The sequence below is a fragment of the Acinetobacter sp. NBRC 110496 genome, assembly GCF_000876115.1.
GTDB lineage: Bacteria > Pseudomonadota > Gammaproteobacteria > Pseudomonadales > Moraxellaceae > Acinetobacter.
On record NZ_BBTF01000002.1, the window covers coordinates 38,319 to 50,751 of the forward strand.

General features: G+C 42.3%; 3 protein-coding genes. All 3 read left to right on the plus strand.

The features are described from left to right. Positions 1–20: 20 nt before the first annotated feature. Positions 21–11,282 carry a hemagglutinin repeat-containing protein gene (locus Aba26S_RS01470; RefSeq protein ID WP_245107071.1) on the plus strand — a complete coding sequence of 3,754 codons (11,262 nt, stop codon included), beginning with the start codon at positions 21–23 and terminating at the stop codon, positions 11,280–11,282. Between the two features lie 180 nt (positions 11,283–11,462). After that, positions 11,463–11,942 carry a hypothetical protein gene (locus Aba26S_RS01475; protein ID WP_155770349.1) on the plus strand — a complete coding sequence of 160 codons (480 nt, stop codon included), beginning with the start codon at positions 11,463–11,465 and terminating at the stop codon, positions 11,940–11,942. Beyond that, the gene (locus tag Aba26S_RS01480; protein WP_043969832.1) at positions 11,942–12,373 is read left to right on the plus strand and encodes a hypothetical protein; all 432 of its coding nucleotides are present in this window, start codon (positions 11,942–11,944) and stop codon (positions 12,371–12,373) included. Before Aba26S_RS01475 ends, Aba26S_RS01480 begins: the two co-directional genes overlap by 1 nt. Positions 12,374–12,433: the final 60 nt, after the last annotated feature.

Genomic DNA, 12,433 nt, shown 5'->3' on the forward strand with positions numbered 1-12,433 from the left:
AAAGATTGGGTATTTTAGGTATGAATAAGAATCGATATCGCGTTATTTTTAGCCAAGCACGTGGCATGTTTATAGCGGTTGCTGAAATTGTAAAAAGCCGAAGCAAAACAGCGGGACAAAGTGGTTCCACGGTAACAGATACTATTGAGACATCGGCTGTTCATGCTTATAAGAAACTGAATCCACTCAATTTTGCTGTTATTAGTCTGTTGGGTGCAGTAGTCTATACCATGCCATTAAGCAGTATTGCCAATACCCAGATTATTGCAGACCGTTCAGCACCCAATAATCAACAACCGCAAATTCTCAATTCTGCCAATGGTACGGTACAGGTGAATATCCAGACCCCGAGTGCAGGTGGCGTATCGCGGAATACCTATAAGCAATTTGATGTCGGCCAAGAAGGTGCGATCTTAAACAATGCGCGCAATAATACCCAAACCCAGATTGGCGGTTGGGTACAGGGCAATAGTAACCTTGCACGGGGTGAAGCTAAAGTTATTCTCAATGAAGTGAATAGCAGCAACCCGAGTCAGCTCAGAGGCTACCTTGAAGTTGCAGGCAAGTCGGCACAGGTGGTGATTGCCAATCCAGCAGGCTTGGTCTGTGATGGATGTGGCGTGATCAATGCAGATCGCTTTACCTTAACCACGGGCCAAGCGGTGATGAATCAAGGCTATCTTGAATCTTTCCGCGTGCGTGAAGGGCAAGTGACCATCGAAGGTAAAGGCTTAAATGGTAGTTTGACACCATTTACCGATATCTATACGCAGGCATTGAAAGTCAATGCAGGTTTATATGCCAAAGAACTCAATGTAGTTTTAGGCCAAAATGATATTCAGGTTAAAGACCAGACCACACCACAATATAGCCCAAACCCAAATGGCAATGGTGCATCCAGCAACCCGTCCGGTTTTGCACTGGATGTTGGAAAACTGGGGGGGATGTACGCAGGCAAGATTTTCTTGGTCGGGACTGAACAAGGACTTGGCGTACGTAATGCGGGTTCGATCAGTAGTACTGAATCCACTTTAAAGCTCAATGCCAATGGGGATTTAATCAACCAAGGCAATATTGTCGCCGCTAAAGATCAAATCGAGCTTAAGGCACAAAATATTAGCAATACTGGCAATATTAGTAGTACCAACAATAAAATTCAGTTGCAGGCAACAGATATCAGTAATGCAGGTCTGATTGCCAGTATGGATGAAGTCAAGCTCGATGCCAAAGGCAATATCAATAACAATCAAGGGGTCATCAATGCAGGCCGTATTGATTTAACTGCAAAAAACCTCAGCAATGAGAAAGGCCAAATTGAACAAGTCGGTGGCTCCAAGCTGAATATTACTGCCCAAAGTCTAGACAACCAGCAAGGTCGGATTGGTCGGGCTGTCGCAGACAGTTCAAATGGCAATAGTGGTTCAGACAATAATACAGCACCGCCAACTGTTAAAAATCCGGGACAAAACAGCAGTGCACAGGATGCCAGCAAGGTTGAGGTGGTTGCACCGACCGATGTGCAGCCGAAAACCTTTGCCGATGGCGTGATTCAGGTTGAAAATCAGCTCAACAACCGAAGTGGTAAGATCAGCAATAACAATGATCTGACCCTGACGGTTCGGGACAAGATCAACAATACTGGTGGGGAATTACAACTGCCTGAATTGAAATTTGCGGGGCAGGAATTTGAAAACCAAGGCGGTAAGCTCTCTGCCAACCAGATTGATATTCAAGCCAGCAAGGTCAATAACCAGCAAGGCCAGTTAAACGCTGTTCAAGCCTTGGATATTCGCGCACAACAGTTAAATAACCAAGCGGGCAGTATTCAGAGTCAACAGGCACTGAAGATTGACAGCAAGAATATCAATAACCAAGAAGGGAAATTGCTTGCAGTAAGCAATGTCGAGTTGCAAACGGAGCAACTGAATAACCAGAAAGGTGTAATTGCATCGACCAAGCAAGATGTTGCAATCAAGGCGGATCGACTGGATAACAGCGCGGGGCAAATTTCAGGGCAGCAGTTAAGTATTGAATCGCAGCAGATCAATAACCAAAGCGGCATGCTTCAAAGTCAAAGCAAAGATTTAGTGCTAAAAGCCACGCATATTGAGAATGGCATCAGTAAAGATACAGCGGGCAATATCATTGCTGCGAAAAACCTGAATATTCAAAGCCAGCAATTGAACAATACAGGGCAAATATACGCGGGGGACTCGGCACAGTTGCATGTCAGTCAGTTACAGCAGCATGGGCAACTGGCAGCACAAAATCAGATTCAGGTTCAAGCTGAACAAATTCAGAGCAATGCCGATAGTATTTGGGCAGCTGGTCTGAGTGCTGATGGTAAACTCAATAACGATGCGGCCACGCTTGAGATCACGGCACAAGATCTACAAATTGCAGGCAAACTCTTGGCTGGTGCAGACGTCATGGTCAAGGCTAGCAAAACGGCCGATCTAAGTGATAGTGCAGCGCAAGCCAAGAACATTCAGGTTGAGACAACAGAATTAAAGACCAATCGTGCCAAATTCATTGCCGAGCAACAGTTAAATCTAAAAGCCAGCCAAAGTATTGAAAATGAGGCAGGACAATACAGCGCAACGGATATCCAACTCGATACCCAAAAACTCAATAACAATAAAGGCTTAATCCAGCATACGGGCACAGGTGATTTTGCCCTGAATATTGCAGAGCGTATTGATAACAATACAGGGAAAATTATCAGTAATGCTGCCCATACCGAAATCAAGACCAAGAACTTGAGCTCGATAGACGGTGCAATCCTGCATGCGGGAGATCAGCAGCTCAAGATTACTGCACAAGATTTACAAGGCCAGCAAGGCAAGATTCAAAGCAATGGCAATATGCAGCTTGAACTGGGTTCGGCCAATCTCGACCGTGCGACCACCTCAGCTAAAAGTATTGAACTGCGTGCCGACAGTTTGAGCCATCAAAAAGGCCAAATGCTACAAACAGCCGAAGATGGCTCACTTCAATTGACGGTCAATAAAGAGCTGAATAACCGTGAAGGTGAGATCAGTGCCGCTGGCAATAGCAGCATCAAGGCACAAAGCCTGAATAATCAGACTGGGAAAATACTGAGTAATGGCCAGTTGGATCTAAGTGTAACTGATCTGAACAATGAGTCAGGGACGATTTATGCCGATAAAAAACTCAATATTGAGGTCAAACAAGGGCTCAATAATCAGCAGGGTTTAATTGCTTCACAACAGGCATTAGCGTTAAAGGCACAAGATTTAAATAACCAAAAAGGGCAGATTCAATCTGGACAAGCGAGTGTGAACCTGAATGTAGCAGGTTCGCTCAACAATCAGGCTGGAACCATACAGTCAGCGCAGGCTTTGCAACTGAATACAGCGCAGTTAGATAATCGGGCTGGGAAACTGATTGCAGGTTCGGACGCCGTGTTGAATGCTGCACAATTGAATAACCAATCTGGAACCATTTACGCCAAAAAACAGTTGGATCTTCATGTCGCAGGGACTACGGATAACAGTGCTGGGGTGATTGCAGCCGAGCAAGCGCTGAATCTGACCTCCAACCAACTCTTGAATCATGCAGGGCAAATCCGTTCAGAAAATGCTGATCTGAATTTAACGATCAACCAGGACGTTGAAAATGATACTGGCTTAATTGCGGCAGCTAAAAATCTAAACCTAACTGCACAGCATGTCAGTTCTAAACAAGGCAAAATACAAGCGGGTGGATCGAGCAAATTACAGCTCAAGAGCTTAGATAATACTGAGGGTGTTGTTTATGCAGCCGAACAGTTGGAGCTGACAGCCAAGGAATCGTTAAACAACCAAAAAGGAACGATTGCCGCAGAGAAACAAGCTGATCTACAGGCAGGCACGATCAACAATCAAGCAGGACAAATCCGTTCCCAGCAAGAGCAGTTAACGCTCAATGTCCAAAATGATTTAAATAATTTATCTGGTGAGATTTCTGCAGCCAAGAATCTTGAGATCAAAGCCAAGAATATTCAGAATCAAAAAGGTAAAGTGGTTGCAGGTCAATCGCTTCAGGTTGATGCGCAGCAGATTGATAATACCGAAGGTGTGCTATACGCCAAAGCGCAGCAGAATCTGACGGTAAGCGAGCAACTGAATAACCAATCAGGAACTGTTGTTGCGAATCAGCAGCTTCAAGTAAATGCAGGTGTATTAAATAATAATGCAGGAAAAATCCGTTCAGAACAAAACCAACTTGATCTCAACATCCAAAATAATTTAGACAACCAGTCGGGTGAAATCTTTGCTGGCACTGATGCAAAGATCAATGCAGCTGTATTAGATAACCAGCAAGGCGTGGTGTACAGCAAGCAAGATTTAGGGCTTGATGCGGTACAGCTTAAAAACCAGCAGGGACAGATCTTTGCTGAAGGCCAAGCTCAGCTCAATGTCAAAGGCAGCATTGATAATCATAAAGGTGTCTTGGCAGCCAAGCAGAATCTAGCTATTCAAACTGGCACATTGAATAATCAGGAAGGCACGCTTCGTTCGGAAAATGCAGATCTGAATGTCCATGCCCAAGGGCAGCTGATTAACCAGCAAGGTGATATTTATGCTGGGCAGAACCTAAGCCTGAATTCGCTTGGACTAGATAACCGTACTGGACAAATTGCTGCAAAAAATCAGTTGAGTATTAATACCCAACAGCAACAGCTAAACAATCAACAAGGTAAGATTCTGGCAAAAACGGTTGATTTAAATACAGGGCTTGTGGATAACCAAGCTGGTCTGATTCAAGCCGAGCAGTCTGTTAAAATTAATACCCATCAGCAGGCCTTGCTGAACAATAACTCTGGTGAGCAAGGCGGGATTCTCAGTCAGGGTTCGATTGATCTGAATGTTTCGACACTTGAAAACCAGAAGGGCTATATTGCCTCAATGGATACCCAACAGATCACTGCTCAGAATATTAGCAATCAAGCTGGGCAAATCATTAGCCAGACTGATCTGAACATTCAGCAACAGCAGAATGGTGGAGCAATTCAGAATAATGCGGGGACGCTGCAAGCACAAAAAAATCTCAATCTAAGTGTGGATCATATTGATAACAGCGGGGTTGGAAGCCAGATTACGGCGGGTGAAAAGCTGACAATTCATGCCAATGACGTGATCAACAGCCAAACCAAAGATGGCAAGGTTGCTGGTGGCTTAAACGCAAAAAATCTTGAGCTTCATGCACAACGCTTAGATAACCAATCTGGTGTGATCCGTGCCAATGATCAGGCTCAACTGAATATTCAAGCCCAGTTGAAGAATCAGGCCGGAACTATAAGCAGTTTAAATCAGTTGCGTATTGGTACTGCGGAGAAAGGCCTAAATATCGATAATACCGGTGGTGAGCTACTGGCAAAAAATCAGTTAGATATTCAAGCCAATGAGTTGGTTAACCAAGGCAAAATCATCAGTGAAGGCAATGTTGAAATTGATTTAAAACAAGATTTTACCCATACTCAAGATGGAAAAATCGGTGCAAATGGCTTACTCAAGTTAAGTACGGAAAAGAATATTATCAATCAGTCTGAGTTGTCGGCTGGCCAGAAAATCATGCTGAATGCACAAAACATTGATAACCAGAAAGATGCAACTATTTCAGCAAATGAACTGCATTTGCTTGCTCAAAACACAGTACATAACCAAGGTTTGATTAATGGGGGTGACCTGACCCATATTCAGGCAAATCGTGTCTGGAATGATGGTGCGCGGATTTATGGTACACATGTTGCGATTCAGGCCAATACGCTAGATAACCAGAGTAATCTTGCAGGTACAGGCGCAGTCATTGCTTCTCGTGGAGATATGGATCTCGGTATAGGAACGTTGAATAACCGTTCAGGTGGAGAGGTCAAGGACAATGGGCGAGACAATGCCTGGATTTTCAGTGCTGGTAATTTAAATATCGGTGGCAGCCTAGACAGTAACCTAAAAGCACAAGGCAGTGCAGATAAAATCTACAATGGCAGTGCGGTCATTGAATCGATTGGAGATATGCATTTAGGCGCTCATCGTATTGAAAATATGAATGAAAATCTGGTCATTCAATTGATTGAGAAAAAGCGGGAAAGCGTAACTGAATACGGTAAAGATGGGCAAACATGGGACTCAAAAGATGTCCGCCTAGGAAAATCAAAACGTGGCTTGAGCAATGCGATCCTATTTGTCCCAGACGTAGAAGGTGGCGCTGCAACGCGTGAAATCGGTGAGGATTGGACCAGATACGAGTTTACCAAAGTTCATAGTGCAGATGAAGTCCAGTCCACCAGTCCTGGACAGATTATTGCAGGTGGTAATCTGAGTTTTTCACCTGATGCAAATTTCCTGAATAAGGACAGTCAGGTACTTGTGGGTCAGTCTATCTTGAATGGTATTGGTTCGATAACCAATGAGAGCACTGATTTACGCACTATTGATAAAGTTGAAAACGGGACCAGCCAATGGCACTCTGTGGGTTGGAATAAGCTAAGAACCAAACATAAACATAAGTGGGGAGGCAAAGTTAATTATCAACCTTCCGATGTTGTGACCACACAACCGATCCGTTTAGGTGAGATTAAAGAACATACGCTGAATACATCAACCAATCCGGCTGAGAATATTAAACAGCAATCCATCCAGCAACACGTTGATCAGGCACAAACGGGCAATCAAGCGCAACGAGACAATCAACACAGCCAAAACCAGCAGATTGATGTCAATGCAGGTCAAGTCACTTCAGACCTTGACGTGACGATCAAGAAACCTGATGGACTGAATGCATTAAATGTTGACAGCAAAGCAGAACTTGAGGGTGGACAGCAACAAAATGTTGATGAGGTTAAAAGTACTCAATTAGATGGAGTGAAAAAAGATGCATCCGCGATTCATCAATCGGATGACGTCACGGTAAGAACTATTACACAAGATCATATTCGTTTGCCTAGCAATGCCTTGTTGATTACCACGAAAGACAGCCAAGCTCAGCATTTGGTTGAAACAGACCCAGCCTTTACCAATTATAAGAAATGGCTTTCGTCAGACCATATGATTAAAGCACTCGGTTTAGACCCTGCATTACAGCAAAAACGTCTAGGTGACGGTTATTATGAACAGCGTTTGGTGCAAGATCAGGTTGCAAAATTAACGGGCCGACGTTTCCTTGATGGCTATGGTTCAGATGAAGATCAATATAAGGCCTTGATGAATAATGGTGCATCATTTGCGAAGCAGTACAAATTACAGCCAGGGATTGCTTTAACCCCTGAACAGATTGCTCAGCTCACCAGTGATATTGTCTGGCTTGAAGAAAAGACCATTATTTTAGCAGATGGAAGCAGCACCAAAGCCCTTGTTCCACAGGTGTATGTCAAAGCACGTGTCGGTGATCTGAGAGGCGATGGTACGCTGATTTCAGCGGATTCGATTCAGTTGGATGTTAAAGACAATGTGATTAACTCAGGGACTATAGCTGGGCGTCAAGCAGTTGTTTTAAATGCTGAAAATATTGATGTACTAAATGGTCGCATCCAAGCCAACCAAGTTGGATTAACCACTAAAAAAGATCTCAATATTATTGGTGGGCAAATCCATGCTCAGGACAAGGTTGACTTAAATGTGGGGAATAATCTCAACTTAAGCAGTTCAACCCAAAGCAGTGAAAACAAGATTGGGGAAAGCGTATTTACCCGTACCGGTATTGATCGTGTGGCGGGGATCTACACCAAAGCCCCATCAAGTGTAAAAACGATTGATTCAGAAAATCTCAAAACTTCGATCTCGGTTCGTGTCGGTGGTGATGCAACGATTAAAGGGGCTGAAATCCTGAACCAAACAGGACATACCCGTATTGAAAGCCAAGGCAACTTGAATATTGGTGCGATTCAGACTGAGGTCAACAATCATGGCTATGTTGATGATAAGAACTACAACCAGGCTATTCGTCGAATTGATCAAGGCAGCAAAATATCTGGCTTAGGAAGTATTGACCTGAGTGCAAATAAAATTGAGGGTAAAGCGGTCAACCTTGAGAGTAGATCAGGCAACATTTTACTCAATACTAAACAAGGTATTCAGCTTGAAAATGGTAATAACCTTCATTCAACAGATACATCTAGTACAGGTAAATCTGGTGGATTATTGGGCGGTAAGACAGAACATAGTGAGCAATGGTCATCGAGTCAGTCTATCGCCAATCAGATCAAGGCGGGGGGCAATATTGTCCTGAATACCAAGCAAGGTGATATTCAAGCGACACATTTGAAAGCTGAAGCGGGTAAGGATATACAAATTCAAGCTCAGCAAGGTAATGTTGCATTAAATTCGACTATTAATGAAACAAGTCAAAGTATCGCTTCTTCAAGTACAGATGCGATTAAATATAAAAACCGTCAATCTGGATTTGTGCAGCAAGAGATTGCCCAGACTGAGTTAAAAGCTGGACAGAATGTTGATATCAATGCCAGTAAAAACATTATCTTAGAAGCAAATAAAGTTGAAGCGGGTAAAAATATCATCGTCGGTAATACCTTGATGGAGCGTCAGTCTAACGGCCAACTCAAGGCGAAAGACGGCTCAACAATGCCTGAAAATGTCACTTTGAATACGCTCGAGACCCAGAATAAACAATGGGATGAGCAACAAGAAGGTTATCGAGGGATTGCCAAGGAATTAATCAAATCAGTTGCTATTGGCGCAACTGGCCTAGGGTTAAATAAGAAAATTAGCGTCGGCTCATCTTCATCAGAGCGTACAGAAAAGACCCTGCAACAAGGCAATACACTCACTGCTGAAAATATTGCGATTGGTTCAGCCAATAATACTACGATCACCAGTGGTAACTTGACTGCTGATAATGTTCACTTATCTGGTAAGAAAGTCACCCTAGATGCAGCGAAGGAAACAGAAAAACAGAGCATTGCTAAAGGTGAGGAAACTGTTCAAGGGCTCGGAGTTAAGTTAAATAACGATAATATCCGTCTCGGTGGTTTTGTTACAGAAGATACTGAGCAAACTACGACAACAACCAAAACCACGCATAAATCTGGTGAGATCAATGCGAAGAACATAACCATTGAAGGCACTGAAGGGGTTGATCTACGCGGACAAAATATAAAAGCCACTGGAGATACCGTGATTGATCATGGTCGTGGTGAGCTTAATATTGGTGGTTATGAAAATACCACCACGATTGAAGAAAAAACCAAAACAGAAAAAGTCAGCACGGAAGTGGGTGTTCGTAACGCCTATTTAGATGCAGCCAATGCTTTGATTGCAGTCAAAGATGCAATTAAAGCACTCTCTCAGGCAAAAGACACCTATAACAAGGCTGAGAAAGACTATGCTGCGGGTCGAATTACCAAACAGGCTCTAAATGACAGTAAAGCCAATATTGCGATGGCAACCACTAATCTAGCGACTGCTCAGATTGCAGCAGGTGCAGCAGCGGCAGGTGCAGCCGCCGCAGGCTCGACCAGTTTTGGGACAGGCTTTACAATTGGTGCCAATGGCGAGCGTATTAAAACAGAAAGTACGACTAAGTCCTTAGAGACACAATGGCAAGGTAGTAATCTTGAACTCAATAATTTAACCCTGAAGTCAGAAGGACAAAATGCCAATATTCAGGGCAGTAATTTACGTGCGACAGGAACAACAACTTTTGATGGCACCAAAGATCTGAATATTACTGCGGGCACAGAACGTACTCAGCAGGAAAGTAAGACTAAAACTGAAAACCAAAAAATCACGATCAGCTCAGGCGGTGGCGGTAGTGCATCGATTGGTAAGCAAGACAGTCAGTCTCAAAGTCAAAGCCTCAACCATGTAAACAGCCAAGTTGAGCTGAATAAAGTTTCGGGTAGCTTAAACAACTTGAATATCAAAGGTGGATCGGTCTCTATACAGGATAGAGGCAATCTACAAGTGAACAATATTCATGTTGAAAGCTTGCAAGATACAGCACAGAGCAGTAACAGCAGTAAAGGAGGGTCAATTGGTGGTGGTACTTCAGGTAATGTCACGCTAGGCGTAAATCAAAGCAAAGGGAACAGTGACAGTGCATGGGTGAATAACCAAAGTACATTATTGATTGGTAATGCACAAAATGATGCCGATCTCGATGCAATGGGCGTGAAGAAAGTCACTAACGTTGGTGGTGTCATTGCTAATGCCAGTAAGCAAACCGATGGTACATTGCAAGATCATGGCAAACTTAACTTTACGGGTGAGCTTGAGCTAAAAGATATTCAGGATCATAGCAACAATAAGCAAAGTGGTTTTGATCTCTCTACGTCGGTTGGTAAGTCAACCAAAGGATTGGATCAAAACAGCAGTAAGTTCCCGAATGGTTCAACCACGATTGGACTAAATAGTAGAGGTCAAGAAACGGAACAAACGACGAAAGCCACGATGGGGCGAGGTTCAGTTAAAAATGTAGCTGAAAATACCAATCGAGACATCAACGCGGCACAAGAGATTACCCGTGATCAAACCACAGGGATGTTAGATGGTTCGGTGACGGTTGATCATCGTTTATTAAGTAAAGATGGTCGTGCCGAGATTGTTCAAGAACAGAAAGATTTGCCTGAGAACCTTAGACAGAGTACAGAGAATATTGTCAAAGCTTTACCTGATGGAGAATATAAAGACAAAGTTCTACAAACTTTAAATAATGTTCAATCAAAACTCGTGACGATGCCAGAGGAAATGAAAGCAGGTGGCGAAGTATTAGCAGAGGCATATCCAGAATACATCCGTAATGGTGGTGAGCCTAAAGACTTCGAACAGATGATGAATGATCCAGAGACCTTACAACTAGTCAAAGAGGTTAATGAATATACGAAACAAAAAGCTTCAGTTGAAGCAGAGCTGATTAAGCAAGGCTTTAGTGAAGAACAGGCATCAAAAGTTATTGATCGAATTGAAGAACAAGTAACGCAAAAAAATAGCAATGTACGCGAGTTTGATATTCCTCTTGAAACAATTGTTGTTAATGCAACAAAGGGAATTCTTTTACCAAATGGAACAGGTCAGGAGGCGATGTTTGGAACAGAGAAGATAGCGGTTGATAATACAACAAATGCCCTTTTAGATGTTGTTACTAAAGCTGGTCAAATTAAACAAAAAGTAGATAAAGCACTTGAAAGCAGTCCAGTTAATCCAGCACATGTGGGAATGGCTTTGGGGTTAGTATTAGGTGGACCAGCAAATTTAGTTAAATCAATTGTTTTGGATAGTGTTGTAGGAGAAAAGATAGAGGAAGTCAAACAACCTATCATTTGAGATATCACTGCAGGGCTACAGAATACAGATGGCGAGACAATTGATTTAATTTTAGGAAATAAGCAGCAAATTCAATCAAGCGGTAATGAAACAGCTCAACAGCTAGTAGATCAATTACAATGGAGTAAGGATGGCGTTGGAGTTATTACCGATATTGTATTGGGAGCTGGCGCTGGGGTTGTGGGCGGTAAAATTGTCAAAGGTAAAGATTCTGAGACCAATACGTCTAAGCCAAGAACAGATGTCGCTGATAAAAAAGATCCTGTTAAAGAGTTGGAGGTTGGCTCATATAAGGAACTTAAGTCTAGAGCGCAAGTTGGTGATGGCTTAGAGCATGATCATATTCCATCATTCGCCGCATTGAAAAAAGCTAAAGAAAATGAGCTAGGACGTAAATTAACGGATAATGAAGCAAAAACGCTATATAATGAGGCAACAGTTATTGAGGTTACTAAAGATACCCATAAAGCAGGTAGAACACATAGTGGTAAAAATACAACTGAGCAAATAGCAAAAGATGCTCAGAATTTATGCGAGGCTCAACGCTGTGATATTGATGTATTACGGCAAAACCTTTTAGATCGAGGGCATAGTAAGAAAGCTGTTGATGACGCGATCTTAAAGCTAACTGAGAGAAATAAAGATAAGGGGATTCATTAGTGGATAAGCTAAGTGGAGAAATTGTTATATTTATAAATAGTCTTGGTTTGGTTCAAGGCGATGATGAAATGTTAAATTCAATAATGTTAATTGGTACTAGTTTTGAATATGATGAATCAGATTTTGAAGATAGCTCTTATTATCGTTTCTTTAAAAGTGGGGTTGAGTATCTATTTGAAGAAAAGAAATTATCTGCAATATTTTTTTTCATTAAACCAAATGATGAATATAGTTCATATTCAAGAAAAGACTATTTAATAGATGGATTAAGTTTAAGTGCGACAAAAGAAGAGGTTACTAAAGCTTTTGGTCTGCCGATTTTTTCTGGAACTAATTGGATCAAATATAAAATAGATGATCATAGATATATCCACTTTGAGTTTGAACAAGAACTAGGATTAAAGCAAATAACATTAGGTCTTTTTGAATAAAATATAGTCTCATTATTAATGGGTTTATTTAAAAAGCATGTCAATATGACATGCTTTTTT